This window comes from Curtobacterium sp. MCSS17_005 (assembly GCF_003234225.2).
GTDB classification, from domain to species: Bacteria; Actinomycetota; Actinomycetes; order Actinomycetales; family Microbacteriaceae; genus Curtobacterium; species Curtobacterium flaccumfaciens.
The window spans coordinates 688,277-703,636 of the sequence record NZ_CP126258.1 but is presented as its reverse complement, the minus strand read 5'-3'; the positions used below and the strand labels follow the sequence as shown (position 1 = coordinate 703,636).

General features: G+C 72.1%; 14 protein-coding genes. 9 read left to right on the top strand and 5 right to left on the bottom strand.

Annotated elements, in window-relative coordinates:
• Positions 1–43 precede the first annotated feature (43 nt).
• On the bottom strand, positions 44–898 hold the full coding sequence (locus DEJ20_RS03500; RefSeq protein ID WP_181431499.1) for a polyphosphate kinase 2 family protein: 855 nt from the start codon (positions 896–898) through the stop codon (positions 44–46).
• Positions 899–1,004: 106 nt separating this feature from the next.
• Between DEJ20_RS03500 and DEJ20_RS03495 the strand changes: the two genes are divergently transcribed.
• Together DEJ20_RS03495 and DEJ20_RS03490 are read left to right on the top strand one after the other, a co-directional pair.
• Positions 1,005–2,021, top strand: coding sequence for an alpha/beta hydrolase (locus tag DEJ20_RS03495; RefSeq protein ID WP_146245392.1), 1,017 nt, complete (start codon positions 1,005–1,007; stop codon positions 2,019–2,021).
• A gap of 111 nt (positions 2,022–2,132) precedes the next feature.
• Positions 2,133–2,429 carry a hypothetical protein gene (locus DEJ20_RS03490; RefSeq protein WP_111234940.1) on the top strand — a complete coding sequence of 99 codons (297 nt, stop codon included), beginning with the start codon at positions 2,133–2,135 and terminating at the stop codon, positions 2,427–2,429.
• Here DEJ20_RS03490 and DEJ20_RS03485 read toward each other — a convergent pair.
• From DEJ20_RS03485 to yczR, 3 genes are all read right to left on the bottom strand, one after another.
• Positions 2,426–5,902, bottom strand: a complete 3,477-nt coding sequence (locus DEJ20_RS03485; RefSeq protein ID WP_111234939.1) for an efflux RND transporter permease subunit — start codon at positions 5,900–5,902, stop codon at positions 2,426–2,428. The genes DEJ20_RS03490 and DEJ20_RS03485 overlap by 4 nt on opposite strands.
• Positions 5,903–6,029: 127 nt before the next feature.
• A complete protein-coding gene (locus DEJ20_RS03480) occupies positions 6,030–6,704 on the bottom strand; it encodes a DUF6518 family protein (RefSeq protein WP_111234938.1) in 675 nt (224 codons plus the stop codon).
• 124 nt (positions 6,705–6,828) lie between these two features.
• The gene (gene yczR / locus DEJ20_RS03475) at positions 6,829–8,280 is read right to left on the bottom strand and encodes a MocR-like transcription factor YczR (RefSeq protein ID WP_258377121.1); all 1,452 of its coding nucleotides are present in this window, start codon (positions 8,278–8,280) and stop codon (positions 6,829–6,831) included.
• 61 nt (positions 8,281–8,341) lie between these two features.
• On the opposite strand from yczR, the gene yczE reads away from it, so the two are divergent.
• The 3 genes from yczE to DEJ20_RS03460 all read left to right on the top strand — a co-directional run bounded on the left by yczE (position 8,342) and on the right by DEJ20_RS03460 (position 10,629).
• Positions 8,342–9,031, top strand: coding sequence for a membrane protein YczE (gene yczE / locus DEJ20_RS03470; RefSeq protein WP_111234937.1), 690 nt, complete (start codon positions 8,342–8,344; stop codon positions 9,029–9,031).
• A 156-nt stretch (positions 9,032–9,187) separates the two neighbouring features.
• Positions 9,188–10,051: a DUF4097 family beta strand repeat-containing protein gene (locus DEJ20_RS03465; protein ID WP_111234936.1), complete on the top strand. Its 864-nt coding sequence runs from the start codon at positions 9,188–9,190 to the stop codon at positions 10,049–10,051.
• The gene (locus DEJ20_RS03460) at positions 10,048–10,629 is read left to right on the top strand and encodes a PadR family transcriptional regulator (RefSeq protein ID WP_111234935.1); all 582 of its coding nucleotides are present in this window, start codon (positions 10,048–10,050) and stop codon (positions 10,627–10,629) included. The genes DEJ20_RS03465 and DEJ20_RS03460 overlap by 4 nt, the downstream gene beginning before the upstream one ends.
• 141 nt (positions 10,630–10,770) lie before the next feature.
• Here the strand turns inward: DEJ20_RS03460 and DEJ20_RS03455 are convergent, their stop codons facing one another.
• Entirely contained in the window at positions 10,771–11,223 is a 453-nt protein-coding gene (locus DEJ20_RS03455; RefSeq protein ID WP_111234934.1) for a MerR family transcriptional regulator, read from the bottom strand.
• A 130-nt stretch (positions 11,224–11,353) separates the two neighbouring features.
• Here DEJ20_RS03455 and DEJ20_RS03450 point away from each other — a divergent pair, with 130 nt between their 5' ends.
• The 4 genes from DEJ20_RS03450 (at position 11,354) to DEJ20_RS03435 (ending at position 15,285) form a co-directional block, all read left to right on the top strand.
• Positions 11,354–13,591 carry an APC family permease gene (locus DEJ20_RS03450; RefSeq protein ID WP_111234933.1) on the top strand — a complete coding sequence of 746 codons (2,238 nt, stop codon included), beginning with the start codon at positions 11,354–11,356 and terminating at the stop codon, positions 13,589–13,591.
• Between the two features lie 11 nt (positions 13,592–13,602).
• Positions 13,603–14,358, top strand: a complete 756-nt coding sequence (locus tag DEJ20_RS03445) for a hypothetical protein (RefSeq protein WP_111234932.1) — start codon at positions 13,603–13,605, stop codon at positions 14,356–14,358.
• A 90-nt stretch (positions 14,359–14,448) separates the two neighbouring features.
• Positions 14,449–14,724 carry a DUF3072 domain-containing protein gene (locus tag DEJ20_RS03440; protein ID WP_017886246.1) on the top strand — a complete coding sequence of 92 codons (276 nt, stop codon included), beginning with the start codon at positions 14,449–14,451 and terminating at the stop codon, positions 14,722–14,724.
• 120 nt (positions 14,725–14,844) lie between these two features.
• Entirely contained in the window at positions 14,845–15,285 is a 441-nt protein-coding gene (locus DEJ20_RS03435; protein WP_111234931.1) for a DoxX family protein, read from the top strand.
• Positions 15,286–15,360 lie beyond the last annotated feature (75 nt).

Sequence of the window (15,360 nt, the reverse complement as noted above, 5' to 3'; positions counted from 1 at the left end):
CGTGCCGGGCGCGGGACGGGCCTCCAGGCCGGAGGTCGTGCGCTCAGGACTCCGCGAGCCGACGACGCTGCTCGGCGACGTCGAAGTCCGCCTTCGGCCAGGACAGGTGCATGTCCTCCAGCGCCCGGAGCAGGAGCTGCTGCACGGCGAGGCGGGCGTACCACTTGCGGTTCGCGGGGACGACGTACCAGGGAGCCTGCGGGGTCGAGGTGCGATCGAGGGCGATCTGGTACGCCTGCTGGTAGCGGTCCCAGAGCAGGCGGTCGTCGATGTCGCCCGGGTTGAACTTCCAGTGCTTGTCGGGGCGGTCGAGCCGGTCGCCGAGGCGCTCGCGCTGCTCGTCCTTCGAGATGTGCAACATCACCTTGACGATGGTCGTGCCGGCGGCGGCGAGGCCGTCCTCGAAGGCGGTGATCGCGCCGTAGCGGCGTTCGATCTCGTCCGGCGCGGCGAGCCCGCGGACCCGCTGGGCGAGCACGTCCTCGTAGTGCGAGCGGTCGAACACGCCGAGCTGCCCGGCTGCCGGCAGCTGCTTCTCGATGCGCCAGAGGAAGTCGTGCTCGCGCTCCTCGGCCGTCGGGGCCTTGAAGCCGGCGTAGTGCACGCCGTTGGGGTCGACCGCACCGACGACGTGCGAGACGATGCCGCCCTTGCCCGCGGTGTCCATCGCCTGGAGCACGAGCAGCACCCGGCGCTCGTCGCCGGCCGTCGATGCCGCGTACAGGCGCTCCTGCAGGGCGGCGAGACGGGAGGCTCCGGCGGCGAGGGCTTCGAGGCCGTCGATCTTGCGGCCGGGGAAGCCCGGGGTGCCGTCCGGGTCCACCTGGTCGAGGCGGAACCCGGGTTCGACGCGGAGCAGTGGTTCGGGATCGGCGTTCCAGGCCTTGCGACTGCTCACGGGTCCTCCTGCGGTGCTCCGGTCGGCGACTGCCGTGCTCATCCTCGCACTGCCATCCTCCGCTCGGGTGACGTCGGCGGTCGCCGGGGCGGCTAGCGTGGACGTGATGAAGTCCGGCCGCCGCTCACTGCTCGCGCTCGTCGCCGCGGTCGTGGCGCTCGGCGCGATGGCGTCCTGCAGCACGGACCCGGTCGGTGACGAGAACGCCACCGTGACCGCGGACAGCGTCATCTACCCGCTGTCGCTGCGGTACCACGGCATCGACGTGGTGGCCGACGTGCCCTACGGCACCGACCCGCTGCAGCGCCTCGACGTGTGCCTGCCGGCAGACAGCGACCCCGCGACGACGGCGACGCCCACTGCGACGCCGTCCGCCTCGGCCACCGCCGACCCCGATGCCGAAGCGGTCGAGGCCACCACCGGACGCCCGGCGGTCCTGATGATCCACGGCGGCAGCTGGTCGCACGGCGACAAGGCGACGGCCGCGTACCGGTCCGTGTGCAAGTACCTGGCGTCCGAGGGCTTCGTGACGTTCAACGTCGACTACCGCCTGGCCCCGACGGATCCGTTCCCGGCCGGGCTCGACGACGTCCGCCGTGCGCTCGACTACGTGTTCCGTCCCGCGACGCTCGAGACCTACGACGTCGACGCCCAGCGTGTGGGCGTGTTCGGCGGGAGCGCCGGCGGCAACCTCGCCGCGATGCTCGCCGTCACCGACCACGACTCCGCCGCGTACGCCGACGGGGACCGGATCCGTGCCGTGGTGGACCTGAGCGGGCCGACGAACCTGACCACCCGGTCCACCGAGCCCGACGGGGTGTCCGCGGCCTTCCAGCGCAAGCAGCTGCTCTACCTCGGGTGCCGGTCGTACGCCAGGTGTCCGGCGGCCACGCGGGCGTCGCCGGAGTTCCACGTCACCTCGGACACCGCGCCGTTCTTCATCGGGCACTCCACCGACGAGTTCATCCCGATGTGGGAGTCGCAAGAGTTCGCCGCGACGCTCCGCTCCCACGACGTCCCGGTGACGTTCGTGGCGGTCGAGGGCACAGCGCACTCGATCGCCCAGCTCGACGAGGCGATGAGCCGCCGGGTGGTCACGTTCCTGCGGACGCAGTTGGGCTGACCGCGGGCGGCCGACCAGCTGCCGGCTGCCGGAGACCGACCGCGTGCCCCGGGTGGGTGCCACCCGGAGTCGGGACTGCCGCTGCCGACACCCTGGCCGCAGACTTCGGGGGTGACCGACACCTCGACCCGCCCTGCCCGCGCCGCTGCGACCCGCTGGGACCGCCCTGCGCTGCAGACGTTCGGGGAGCTGCTGCTCGGGCTGTCGTTCCTCGCCGCGGTGTCGTTCGGCGGGTACGCCTCGGTCACCGGACAGCTGGCCGTCGTGTCACAGGTCGCCGCCGTGGTGTTCCTCGTGACGCTGACCCTCGTGCTGGTGTCCTGGTTCCGGGCCGTCGAGCGCGAGGAGCAGACCGAGCGCGTCGTCGTCTCGCCCCTCGCCGCGATCGACGCCGAGTACCGCCGCTAGGCAGCGCTGCCGGAACGCGCCGCTCGTCGCCGCTGTCGTTCCTGCCGGAGTTCCACGCGTTCCTGGCGTCGCTCGGCGCGCGCCTGCTTCCGGGTCTTGCCCGCGGCGATCCGGTCGTCGTTGCGCTCGCGAGCCCGCTCGACCACGAAGTACAGCGCCGGCAGCACCACGAGCGTCAGCAGCGTCGAGGACACCAGGCCACCGATCACGACCAGCGCCAGCGGCTGCGAGATGAAGCCGGACTTGCCGGTCAGCCCGATCGCCATCGGCAGCAGCGCGAAGATGGTCGCCATCGCCGTCATCAGGATCGGACGGAGGCGTCGTGTGGCGCCCTCGATCAACGCCTCGCGCACCCGCAACCCGCGCCGTCGGTACTGGTTGACGAGGTCGATGAGCACGATCGCGTTCGTCACGACGATGCCGACGAGCATGAGCAGACCGATCAGCGACGCGACACCGATCGGGACGCCCGACGCGATCTGCAGCAGGATCGCGCCCGTCGCCGCGAACGGCACCGACACGAGCAGCAGCAGCGGCTGGAGCAGGCTCCGGAACGTCGCGACCATGATCACGTAGACGATCAGCACGGCGACCAGCACCGCGAGCCCGAGCTGCGAGAACGCCGACGACTGGCTGGCGGCGACGCCACCGATCGAGGCGGTCGCACCCTTCGGCAGGTCGAGCTCGTCGACGGCGGTCGTGACGGACTGCACGGCCGCACCGAGGTTCGTGGCGTCCGGCGTCACGGTGATCGTGGCGGTGCGGGCCGCGTTCGTCGTGGTGACGGTGGTCGGGCCCTCGGACTCCTCGACCGTGGCGACGTCGGACAGCGGGACCGTGCCGGTGCTCGTCGGCACGTCGAGTGCACGGAGCGCGGCGATGGTGGTCGGCGGCTCCGGGTCGGCGATGTAGACGTCGAGCGTCGCGTCGTCGATCTCGATGCTGCCGGTGTCCCGCGGCGAGACCGCGGCGGCGACGAGGCCACCCACCTGGGTCTCGGTGAGGCCGAGTGACGCTGCCTCCTGGCGGTCGACCCGGACGGCGAGGAACGGTTCTGCCGCGGACAGGTTGCTCGTGGCGCCCGTGGTGTCCGGGACCGACTGCATGGTCTTCAGCACCTGGCGCGACGCCGTCTCGAGCTGCGACTGGGTCGGCGCGGTCACGTCGACCTCGATGTCGCTGCTGCCGCCGAACCCGCCGCCGGAGGACGCGATGGTGACCTCGCCGACGTCCTTGATAGTCCCGATCGACTTCCGCGCGTCGGCCTGGATCGTGGGCTGGTCGGCCTCGGCGTCGGTCGTGACGGCGTACTGCACCGAGGCGCTGCCGCCCCCGCCGAACGCCGCCTGGATCGACTGGCCGCTCGTGCCGATGGTGGTCTGCACGGTCTCGACGCCGTCGACGTCCTGCAGTGCCCGCTCGACCTTGCGTGCGGACTCGGACTGGACGGCGAGGCTCGAACCGGCCTTCAGGTCCTGCGTGACCGTGAACGTGTTCTGCCCCGAGTCGCCGAGGTAGTTCGTGGTGACGAACGGCAGCGTGGCGACCGTTCCGCCGAGCACGATCACGGCGAGCAGGATGACGACGACCGGCTTGCGGACGACCCACCGGAGCACCGGCAGGTAGACGCGTCGCAGGCGGTCGACCCGGCCGGCGTCGTGCAGGTCCGCGGCGGAGGCGAGCGCACCCTCCGAGCGGTCGCCTTCGTGCCCGCGCTCGGCATCGATCGCCGACGGTGCCGCTTCCGCGTCCGTGGGCGCTTCCGCTGCCGCCGTCGCGTCGCCCGGCTTCGCCTTCGGCGGGCGCAGCCACCAGTACGCCAGCACCGGCACGATGGTGAGCGAGACGAACAGCGACGCGACGAGCGCCAGGGTGACCGTCACGGCGAACGGTCGGAACAGCTCCCCCACGAGTTCTGCGACGAAGGCGACCGGCAGGAACACCGCGACGGTCGTCAGGGTCGAGGCGGTGACGGCTCCGGCGACCTCGCGCACGGCGTCCCGCACGGCCTGGCCGCGGTCGACACCGGGCAGCATGTGCCGCTTGATGTTCTCGATGACGACGATGGAGTCGTCGACCACGCGGCCGATCGCGATCGTCAGGGCCGCCAACGTGATGATGTTGAGCGTGTACCCGGCGGCGCGCATGCCGATTGCGGCGAGGAGCACCGACGTGGGGATCGAAATCGCGGTGACGAGCGTGGAGCGCCACGAGAGCAGGAACACCAGGATGACGATCACCGCGAAGGCGAGCCCGAGCAGGCCTTCCTCGGCCAGTGAGTCGATCGACTGCTGGATGTAGGGCGCCTGGTCGAAGACGACGGTGAACCGGGGGTCGCCCTCGATCTTGTCCTCGATGCCGGGCAGGGCGTCGCGGACGGTGTTCGAGACGTCGACGGTGTTGGCTTCCTGCGTCTTCGTGATCGAGATCGTCAGCGCCTGCTGCCCGTCCACGCGGCTGATGGAGGTGCGCGGCGACTCGGTGATGGCGACCTTCGCGACGTCGCCCAGGGTGGTGTCCGTCGGCGTGGCCGCGGTCGTGGACGTGTCCGTCGCGGCGTCTCCCGTGGGCGCAGCACCGGTCGCACCCGTGCCGGTCGTGCCCGTGCCGGTCCCGGTCACACCGGCGCCGGTCGCCCCCGTGCCGGTCGTACCCGCAGCCGTGCCGTCACCGGACGAGGCTGTCCCGTCGGCACCAGCGGCACCCGACCCGGACCCGTCCGACCCCGACGAACTCGAGGAGCTCGTCAGCGGCAGCGCGCGGATGTCCTTGAGCGAAGCGATCCGCTCGCCCGTCTGCACCGACAGGGTCGAGCCGTCCTCGGTGATCGTGCCGCCGGGGATCAGGGTGCCGTTGTCGTCGAGTGCGTCCGAGATCGCCGTCTGGCTCAGGCCACGGGCGGCCAGCTCGTCCTGGTCCGGTGTGATGACGACGCGACGACCCGGGTTGCCGAAGACGTCCGCCTGCCGCACGCCGTCGAGCTTCTCGAGGTCGGGGATCGCCGAGGCCTGCAGCCGGTCGACGAGCTGCTCCTGGTTGCCCGACGCCGAGACCGCGACCTGCAGGACCGGCAGGTCGTCGAAGGACCCGGTGACGATCTGCGTCTGCACCGAGTCGGGCAGCGACAGCGCGTTCACCGCGGTCTGGATCTTGTCCTCGGCGCTGGCCAGGTTCGATCCGTACTGGAACGACGCCGACACCACGCTCTGTCCGGTCGACGAGGTCGCACTGGTCGACTCGAGGTCCGGGACGACCTGGATCGCCTGTTCGATCTTGGTCGAGACGTCGTTGGACACGACCTCTGGCGTGGCTCCGGGGTAGGCGCTGACGATCGCGACCTGCGGGAACTCGACGCTGGGGATCAGCTCCTGCTTGAGGCTCGAGAGCGCGATGCCGCCGAAGACCGCGACCACGATCGTGACGAGCGCGATGAGTGCCCGGTTGCGCAGGCTGAAGACCGAGAGGAGGTGCACGTCATCGATCCTCGCAGGACCGACCGACGAACGTTCGGGTGCCAGCCAGAACCCGCCGTTGGATCAGGACGGAGCGGCGAGGACCCGCCGTCGGATCAGGACCGAGGGGCCAGGACCGGCCGACGGATCAGAACCCGCCGAGCAACAGGTACGCCCCGAGCACCGCGACCGTCCCGACCACCCCGGCGCCGAGCGCCACCACGCGCCCGACGGGTGAGCGGGTGCCGAGGACCCCGATGCCGAGCAGCACGACCCCGACGACGATCTCGACGACCCAGGTGACGTGCCCGGTCGTCGCGGCGACCTGCAGCAGCCCGCGGATCCCCTCACCGACGAGCACAGCGGCCGTCACACCGAGCGCCCCCGCCCGCCACCGGGCGTCGCGGGACCGCACCGCCACGGCGGCCGCTCCGGCCAGCAGCCCGGCCGGCACCCCGAGCAGCACCCAGGGGTTCGTGATCGACAGCACGTCGGGGAACCCGCGCAGGACCGTCGTGGCCCAGTACCCGACGTGCATGAGCTCGAGGAGCACGACGCCGAGCACCATCTCCAGCGGCAGGGCGACCCGGCCCCCTCGTGCTCCGGCCACCACGCACAGCAGCGCGGCGACGAGGAACCACGGTCCGGCTGAGTTCGACACGGAGGCGAGAGCGGGCACCGCCTGCCCGAACGAGGTCAGGACGCCCGCCAGGAACGCCCCGCTCAGCGCGATTGTGACCCGCACCACGGCGGGGACCGCCGCGGGCGGCTCGACGGGCGTCGGCACAGCGGAGCGGGTTCCGGCGGACAGGGTCGCGTTCATGGCACCAGCCTCGCCGGACCCTGCCGACGCCGCATCACCCCGAGGAGCGAGAACCCCCGACCCGACCTCACCCCGGAGGATGACGCCGAGCCCGGCGGACAACGCCGAGCCCCGGACGCGCCGCTCAGACCACCGCCGCCAACGACCCCCGCACGCCGCTCGTCTCACCGCCCACCCGTTCCCACGACCGCGACAGCACGTCGACCAACCGCCCCCGATCGGCCGGGGCCATCGTGAACGGCACCCGCAGGAACCGCTCGAACCCGCCGTCCGGCCCGAACACCCCGCCCGAGGCCAGCACCACGCCCTCGGCCCGTGCCGCGAGGACGAGTGCGCTCGACACCGGCCGACCGAGCCCCACCCACGTCGTCAACCCGCCCGCCGGTGCCGGGACGTCCCACTCCGGGAGCCGCGCCCGGAGCGCCCCCACGACCGCGTCGCGACCTTCGCGCAGGGACGCACGCCGCGCCTCCAGGAAGGCCGCCGTGCGCGGGACCAGCTCGCGCACGACCAGCTGGTCGAGCACGGGGGTGCCGAGGTCGCCCGTCGGGCGGGCGAGCAGCAGCCGCTGCAGCAGCGCCGGGTCGGCACGGATCCAGCCGATCCGCAGGCCGCCCCAAAAGACCTTGGCGGCGGAACCGATCATCACGACCGACGACCCCGACGGGTCCGCCGCTGCCAACGGTGGCGACGGCTCCCCGTCGATCCGGAGCTCCCCCATCGTCTCGTCGGCGATCACGACCGTGCCGACCGAGGACGCGACCGAGAGCAGGAGCCGGCGGGTCGACGCGGACATGGTCGCACCGGTCGGGTTGTGGAGCTCGGGCATGACGTACGCGACGGAGGGCGCGGTGCGACGCAGCGTCGTCTCGAGCGCGGCGGCGTCCCACCCCGTCCGCGCGTCGACGGGGACGCCGACCAGGCGGCCGCCGGCCTCGCGGAAGGCCTCGTGCGCGTGCGGGTAGGTCGGGGACTCGACGAGCACGGCGTCGCCACGGCGGACGAGCACGCGCGCGAGCAGGGCGATCGCGTGCTGCGCGCCGAGGGTGACGATGACCTGGGCGGGCTCCGTCGGCAGCCCGCGCTCGGTGTAGCGCGCGGCGATCGCGGCGCGGAGGCCGGGGTCGCCGACGGTGTCGTAGCCGATCCCGGCGAGCGCCGCGGGCACGTGCCGGACCGCCCGCTCGACCGCCTCGTCGATGCCGGGGGCCGCGTGCAGGGCCGCCTTGCGCAGGTCGAGCAGGTCCCCCTCGACGACTCCGCCCAGGCGTTCGGGGTCGGGCCGGCCGACCAGGTCACGGGGCAGGTGGACCACGCTGCCGGAGCCACGGACGGACACCAGGAACCCGTCGGAGCGCAGCCGGGCGTAGGCGTTCGCGACGGTGGTGCGTGAGACGCCGAGCGCTGCGGCCAGGCCGCGCTCGGCCGGCAGCCGGACGCCCTGGGCGACGCGCCCGTCGATGACGAGGACCCGGAGGGCGTCGGCGAGCGCCTCGTAGGCCGGGGCATCGGTCCCGACGCGCCAGTCGGTCAGCAGGTGAGAGGCGGCGCGGGCACTGATCAGGACAGGGGGCACGGGTCCACGGTAGCGCGATTGGCTCTCGACCAGCAGGCCAATCTGTCGGGACGATGGCCACATGCCCCGTCGCACCGCCCTCACCCTGCGCTTCGTCCAGCTCTTCGTCGGACTGTTCCTCTACGGCGCCTCGACCGCACTGCAGGTCCGCGCGGTGGTCGGTGTCAGCTCGTGGACCGTGCTGACCCAGGGGCTCGAGAACGTCGTGCCGTGGTCGTTCGGGGTCATCACGGTGGTGTCGAGCGGCGTGATCCTGCTGCTGTGGATCCCGCTGCGCCAGAAGCCGGGCATCGGGACGCTGCTGAACGCCCTGGCGATCGGGCCGAGTGCCGACCTGGTGCTCTGGCTGGTGCCGGAGCCGTCGGGGATCGTCGCCCGGATCGGGCTGTTCGCGGCGGGACTCGTGCTGCTCGCGGTGGCGACGGCGTTCTACATCGGGGCGGGGTTCGGCACCGGGGCGCGTGACGGCCTGATGGTCGGGTTGCACCAGCGGCTCGGCTGGCCGATCTGGCTCGCGCGGACCCTGGTCGAGGTCACCGTGGTGATCGTCGGGTGGGTCCTCGGCGGGGACGTCGGCGCGGGCACCGTCATCGCGGCGTTCGCGATCGGCCCGATGGTCCAGCCGCTCATGCCGCACTTCCGCCGGTTCCCGTGGAGCCCCGAGCGCACGGCGGCGGCGCCCGACGTCGCAGCATCCGCCGCCACACCGGCCGTGGAGGCCCACCCCACCCCCGCCACGCCCGCTTCGTGAGCAGGAACGGTCGGGTCCACGGCCCCGACCCGACCATTCCCGCTCACGATCGCCCGGCGCTCGCCCCGCGATCGCATGCGCCCCCTTGCGGCGGCGGGGAACGCGATATAGCGTGACCTCCACAGACGCGATACATCGCGAGTTCCAGGAGGCAACATGACGCAGGAGAAGTGGCTCGTCGACGAGCCCAAGGTCATCGACACCGGCATCGTGCGCACCGTGCGTGTCGGCCTCGTCGGCGGGCAGGTGGACGTCGTCGCGCACGACGAACCCACGGCCCGGGTCGAGATCCACAGCGTGTCCGGCAAGCAGATGCTCATCGAGGTCGACGGCGACACCCTCACCGTCGACCACCCCCAGGTCCGGTGGGACGACCCCATCGGGTTCCTGAAGTCCTTCCGCGGCAAGGCCCACGCCGACGTCAGCATCCTGGTCCCCCGCGACGCCGGCATCACGCTCGGCGTCGTCTCGGCCGGTGCGCTGCTGTCCGGGACGAACCGCGGTGCCACCCTCAACACGGTGTCCGGCGACCTGGTCGTCGACGGCGTCGCGGGTGACGTCACGGTCAACGCCGTCTCGGGCGCCACCACGATCCGCGACCTCGACGGCGCGCTCGCGGTGCACACCGTCTCCGGCGACGTCGTGGCCACCGGCGAGATCCCGCGGTTCCAGGCCGACGGCGTCTCGGCCGACGTCGTCCTCGACCTGCACGGGGTCCCTGAGTCCGCCCGCGTCAACACGGTGTCCGGCTCGGTGAGCGTCCGCCTTGCGGACGGCGTCGCCTACAAGTGCACGGTGAACACCGCGACCGGCAAGCTGCAGTTCGACGACGCCGAGATCCGCGGGGTGCGCGGCTCGTACGTCAAGCAGGGCGGCGAGCTGTCCGGCCAGTGGCTGGACCTGCGGGTGAACTCCGTCTCCGGCGACATCGCGGTACTGCACGCCCCGCCGGTCGCCGAGCCGGCACCACCGACCACCCCGTCGACCACCCCGACGAACGAGAGCGAGGTGCCCGAATGAGCCCCGTCTTCGCCCACGGCCACCTGCGCCTCTACCTGCTCGTCCTGCTGGCCGATCACCCGATGCACGGGTACGAGCTCATCCAGGCACTCGGCGACCGCTTCGGCGGCACCTACGTGCCGAGCGCCGGCACCGTCTACCCCCGGCTCGCCAAGCTCGAGGACGACGGCCTGGTCACGAAGACCGCCGACGGCCGCAAGACCGTCTACGCGATCACGGACGCCGGCCGTGCCGAGCTCGCGGCACGTGCCGACGAGATCGCCACGGTCGAGTCCGGCGTGAGCGACTCGGTGAAGTCGTTGGCCGACGGCGTGCGCGCCTCGGTCGGCGAGGCCATGCGCTCGCTCCGTGCCGACCTGGCCGCAGCCGCCGAGAGCCCGGCGTCCGGTTCCGCCGAGGAGCCCGTGTCCGTGCCGTCGGACAGTGCCCGCGCCCTGCGCGAGCTCGAGATGGCGCTGTCGTCGTTCCGGCAGCAGGTGCGTGCGGACCTGCGCCGTCGAGCAACCCGCGGCACGCTCGGTGCGGACACCGTGACGCGTCTGCGGGACGGCCTGGAGGCCCTGCGCAAGTCGCTCTGACGGCCGGCGGCCGACAGGCGGTGGCGACCAGGGCCTCCCGGCCGTCACCGGGACCGTCCGCGGAACCGGGACCGCCCCCGGAACCAGGTTCCGGACACAGCACCGTGCAGATGCGCGGTGTGGTGTCCAGAACCTGGTTCCTCAGCTCCCCGCACCCGGCGGATCGGCGGCCGGCAGCCGCGTCGGCGGGAAGCCGGCGAACGTGTCGGCCGCCGCCAGCTCCTCCCCGTCCTCGACGCGCGCCACGGTGGTGCGCACGGCCGCGAGCTGGCGGGCCAGGCGGTCCCGTTCGTGCTCGAGCCACGTCAGGTGCGCCGTGAGCGCGGCGACGTCGTCACCCTCGTCGTCGAGCCGTCGCGCGATCTCGGGCAGTCCGAGTCCGAGCCCGCGCAGCAGCAGGATGCACTGCAGTCGGACGAGCGCACGGTCGTCGTAGCGCCGCAGCCCACCCGCGCCGACGGCGGTGGCCGGCAGCAGTCCGACGGCCTCGTAGTGCCGAAGGGTCCGACTCGAGACACCGGCGGAACGCGCCACCTCGGTGATGACGTGGGGAGCTTTCGCAGCTGGGTCGTCCGGGCCTGTCGATGCGCTCATGCTGGCGACTGTACTGCTTGACGCTGCGTCAACCGCAAGGGGTGTGCGACCCCCAGGGTGGAGCACCAGTGGGCAGCCGGGAATATGCGGCAGGCGAACCGTGTTGACTCGGGCCCGGAACTGAGTAGGTTTGCCGCTCGTGACGAACGAGATCCGGTCGTTGAAAGCACGACTGATCGGGGATCCCCTCCCCTCTGAGAAGCTCGAAGGACAGCTCCTCCCGAAGCACCTGGCCCTGCCGATCTTCGCGAGTGACCCGCTGTCCTCTGTCGCGTACGCGCCGCAGGAACTCCTGATGATCCTGCTGCTCGGCGGCATGGCCTTCCTGACGTTCGCGCCGTGGGTCGCCGCACTCGTCGTGCTGCTGCTCGTGGTCGTCGTCGCCTCGTACCGGCAGCTCATCAAGGCGTACCCGTCCGGTGGTGGCGACTACGAGGTGGCACACCGGAACCTCGGTGAGAAGGCCGGGCTGGTCGTCGCGAGTGCACTGCTCGTCGACTACGTGATGACGGTGGCCGTGTCGGTCGCCTCCGGTGTCGACAACATCATCTCGGCGCTCCCGATGCTCGACCACTTCCGCGTCGAGCTCGCCCTGCTGTTCGTCGTGCTGCTCGCCGCCGCGAACCTGCGAGGTGTGCGGGAGTCGAGCAAGGCCTTCGCGATCCCGACCTACCTGTTCGTGGCGAGCGTCTTCGTGATGGTCGTCACCGGGCTCGTCCGCGTAGCCGCCGGCAACGCCCCGGTCGCCGAATCCGCGGCGTACACCGTGCAGAACGTGGAACACACGACGCAGGCTGCGTTCATCCTGCTGCTCCTCCGCGCCTTCGCCTCGGGCTGCTCCGCCCTGACGGGCGTCGAGGCCATCGCGAACGGCGTGCAGGCGTTCCGCCGTCCGAAGATCAAGAACGCGCAGGCCACCCTGGTCGCCATGGGCGGCATCGCGATCGTCCTGTTCATCGGGCTCATCACCCTGGCGCTCGTGTCGCACGTGCACTACGCCGAGCGGGCCTGCGACCTGCAGGGATTCGCGAACTGTGCCACCACGCCGCAGCGCTCGCTCATCGCGCAGATCGCGGCCGCGACCTTCGGCAACAACTCGGTGCTGTTCTTCGTGATCCAGGCGACCACTGCGGCGGTCCTGCTCCTCGCGGCGAACACGGCCTTCAACGGGTTCCCGCTGCTCGGCTCGATCCTGGCCCGCGACTCGTACGCCCCGAAGGCGCTCTCGACCCGCGGCGACCGGCTCATCTACTCGAACGGCGTCATCGTCCTGGCTCTCGTCGCCGCGGCGCTGCTCGTGGTCTACCGGGCGAACGTCACGAGCCTCATCCAGCTCTACATCATCGGTGTCTTCGTGTCGTTCACGCTCGGACAGACGGGCATGGTCGTGCACTGGACGCGGCTGCTGCGGGCAGACCGGGACGGGACGGTGCCCGCGGGTGACCCACCCGTGAACCGCGGGCAGGTCGTCCGCTCCCGCACGATCAACGCGATCGGCGCGACCTTCACCCTCGTGGTGCTCGTCATCGTCACGATCACGAAGTTCACCCACGGCGCCTGGCTGGTCTTCCTGATCATGCCGGTGCTGTACGTGCTCATGCTCGGCGTGAACCGCTACTACCGCGACGTCTCGCACGAGATCGAGGCCGACGTCGAGACGAAGTTCGGCGCCACCGGCGACCACGCGATCGTCCTGGTGAACAAGCTGCAGAAGCCCGTGCTCAAGGCGCTCGACTACGCGGTCGCCGCCGAGCACGCGAGCATCGAGGCGGTGCACGTCGCGATCGACGACGCCGAGTCCCAGCGCCTGCGCGACCAGTGGGCGGAGTACGGCATCCAGGTGCCGCTGACGATCGTGCCGAGCCCGTACCGCGACATCTCGATGCCCCTGATCAAGTACATCAAGGCACACCGGGCCGAGCACGGCTCCGAGGTCGTCACCGTCTACACCCCGATCTTCATCGTCGGGCACTGGTGGGAGGGCCTGCTCCACAACCACCGCGGCCGCCGCATCCGCAAGAAGCTGCTGCTCGTGCACGGCGTCACCGTGGCCCTGGTGCCGTGGCTGCTCGACTCGTCCGAGCTGCTCTACGGCCGCCGTTCCCGCCCGCTGCCCGGCCAGGAGCGCCGCGGCGAGCCCGTCCGGCCCCCGCTCCGCCGCCCCGCGCAGCCCGGTTCCTCGGCCGAGGCCGCGGCCTCGGCTTCGGCCGAGGACCGCCTGCTCCGCTCCGCCGAGCGCAACAGCATCCAGCCGCGCCGCGCGACCCGTCCGGCCGGCCCCGCCGAGGGCGTCGACCCCGCGCTCTGCACGGGCGAGATCCACGCCCTCGTGCCCTCGCCGCCGCGACGGGGAGCCGACGAGTCGTAGCATGTGGCCCCATGACCATCAGTGACCTGCGGACGTTCGCCACGTTCGACGGACACGGCGGCAAGGTCTCGAAGCGCGTCGAGGTGCTCGACCACGAACCGCCGGCCGGCAGCCCGCTCGAAGGACTCGTCGCCGTGCGCGGAGAGCACCCCCTCGGTGCGCGCGACGAGCGCGCCGCCGACGAGTCCGCCGCGCTCTCCCGCGGCGTCCCGAGCGTCGGCTGGGTGGACCCGGCCGCGCTCCGCGACTGGTACCGTCCGGACCGCGTCGTCCTCACCCGGCTCGAGGCGCGGCAGTCCGGCATCGAGCCCGGTGTCTACGCCGATTCCCGTGGGCGCGGTCGCGTCCGGATCGACGGCCTGGAGGCCCACCTCGCCCCCGACGGTCGCCCCGCCTTCCGCGCACTGGCCGGCCCCACCGCCGCGCCCGTCGTCGACGTGCCGCTGCCGACCGACCAGGCCGTCCGCCTGGTGGCGGTGACCGCGGTCGACGAGGGCCTCGAGGTCGTCACGGCCCCGGTGTCACCGTTCCTGCAGCCCGGCGAGCACCCGGCGTACGGCGACGACGTGGTGGGGTTGCCGGCACGTCCGGCGAGCGGGCACGTTCGGGTCACGGCGTCGGTGCTGCTCGACGGCGAGCTGCACGAGGTCGACCGGATCGACGAGCGCGCGGCGACCATCTGGATCCGGCGGGACGACCGCGTCGTGCCGATCGCCACGAGTGCTGTCGGGCCCGACCTGGTGCGGTACGCCGCGACGTCCGTCTGAGCCGTTCCGGTGCGGATTCGTGCCGTTGAGCCGCTTCGGGGGACGCCGCTGCTGCGTGTCGTGACGGTGGTGCGGCGTACCGTCGCGGACATGAGTGACGCAGACCGCGACCAGCAGCAGACCCCGGACGCGCCGATCCAGGGCGAGACCCTCGGCGGCCCCCGACCCGACCCCTCCACCGACGCGAGCAAGGACCCCGAGCAGTGGGTCACCGGCGACGAGCCGATGACCGGACCGCAGCGCAGCTACCTCGACACCCTGGCCCGTGAAGCCGGCGAGGAACTCCCCGCCGACCTCACCAAGGCGCAGGCGTCGGAGCACATCGACCGCCTCCAGCAGCAGACGGGCCGCGGCGCCGATTCCTGAGGAGCAGTCCGCCCTTCGGCGGACCCCTGTCTGGGCATGCTCTGGGCATGTTCTGGCGAAGCGCGGTCAGTCCCTTGTTCGAAGGCGATCGATGACGCGTCAACGGCTACCGTCGTGGCCATGCGAACGACATCGACCTCCATCGGCCTGACCGCGCTCCGCATCGTCCTCGGGGTGGTGTTCATCGCCCACGGCGCCCAGAAGTTCGCCCAGGGCATCCCCAACGTGGTGCAGGGCTTCTCGGGCATGGGCGTCCCCCTCGCCGAGGTCGCAGCACCCCTCGTCGCCGGCCTCGAGCTCGTCGGCGGCATCCTGCTCGTGCTCGGCGTCGCGACCCGCGTCGTCGGCGTGCTGCTGACCGTCGACATGGTCGTCGCCGGGTTCCTGGCCCACGGCACCGCCGGCTTCTACTCGCAGGACGGCGGGTTCGAGTACGTGCTCGTCCTCGCGGTGGCGTCGCTCGCCGTGGCGCTGACCGGGCCCGGGCGGTTCTCGCTCGACGCCCTGGTGCTCAAGTCGTCGCGCCGTCGTCGTGGCGTCGAGGAGCCCCTCCCCGCCTGAGCCGCGCGTCCCGGTTTCGTCTGGTGCGAGGTTCCGTTCCCGGTGAGAGCTCACGAGGCCCGCACCGGGAACGGA

Bases quoted from the DNA above. Each gene is read 5' to 3' on its own strand.
- yczE (WP_111234937.1), top strand. From the start codon at position 8,342: ATGCCCCGTCGCACCGCCCTCACCCTGCGCTTCGTCCAGCTCTTCGTC.
- DEJ20_RS03495 (WP_146245392.1), top strand. From the start codon at position 1,005: ATGAAGTCCGGCCGCCGCTCACTGCTCGCGCTCGTCGCCGCGGTCGTG.
- DEJ20_RS03480 (WP_111234938.1), bottom strand. From the start codon at position 6,704: ATGAACGCGACCCTGTCCGCCGGAACCCGCTCCGCTGTGCCGACGCCC.
- DEJ20_RS03460 (WP_111234935.1), top strand. From the start codon at position 10,048: ATGAGCCCCGTCTTCGCCCACGGCCACCTGCGCCTCTACCTGCTCGTC.
- DEJ20_RS03465 (WP_111234936.1), top strand. From the start codon at position 9,188: ATGACGCAGGAGAAGTGGCTCGTCGACGAGCCCAAGGTCATCGACACC.
- DEJ20_RS03455 (WP_111234934.1), bottom strand. From the start codon at position 11,223: ATGAGCGCATCGACAGGCCCGGACGACCCAGCTGCGAAAGCTCCCCAC.
- DEJ20_RS03435 (WP_111234931.1), top strand. From the start codon at position 14,845: ATGCGAACGACATCGACCTCCATCGGCCTGACCGCGCTCCGCATCGTC.
- DEJ20_RS03440 (WP_017886246.1), top strand. From the start codon at position 14,449: ATGAGTGACGCAGACCGCGACCAGCAGCAGACCCCGGACGCGCCGATC.
- DEJ20_RS03445 (WP_111234932.1), top strand. From the start codon at position 13,603: ATGACCATCAGTGACCTGCGGACGTTCGCCACGTTCGACGGACACGGC.